The sequence below is a fragment of the Vibrio sp. 1249-1 genome, assembly GCF_033340495.1.
Window position 1 is genome coordinate 1 of sequence record NZ_JAWOWJ010000966.1, and the last position, 560, is coordinate 560.

Annotated in this window: 1 protein-coding gene; it reads right to left on the reverse strand. The window is 44.6% G+C overall.

The genetic code is table 11. The features are described from left to right. Nucleotides 1-286: hypothetical protein (locus R7Z50_RS29960; RefSeq protein ID WP_318150078.1), on the reverse strand; the 286-nt coding region annotated here is incomplete at its 3' end. Nucleotides 287-560 lie beyond the last annotated feature (274 nt).

Below are 560 nucleotides of genomic sequence, written 5' to 3' on the forward strand. Positions count from 1 at the left end.
AATAACGACCTCCCGACGACGCAACAAGGTAACCATTATCAACCCAGACCGAACTAACCGTGTACTCCTTCATATCAGTAGTAGATGTAAACCTAACACCAAGACAAGGAGTGATATTAGTAACTTGACCAACAGATAAACCGCAGTATTCGGAAGGCCAACTATATTGACCAGAAAGCCCAGTAACACGATAAAGTTTTGTTTTGTCATAGTCCTTTGCAGAAAAAGCACTAAACGAAACACTCAAAAGTATCACCAGTGCCGCAATGCTTTGTTTAATACTCATGTATAAACCTCATTAAAAAAGGGGACCGAAGCCCCCTATCCCCTAAAGTTTTGAGAGGCCACAAATCCAGCCATGCCACCCAAAAGCACAAAGACGATGAGAATGACATCGTGAAGAATGGCCAACATAAACTTAAGCCAGTTTCACAGCACGCTTAGCAAGAGTGATGGATTTGTAAGCCATAGTAATGCCGACAATCACCAGACCTGCCGCGCCGATTTTGGTTGCCACACCAGATAAGTCGATAGCGGAGAACGGGTCAGCGGCACCACCT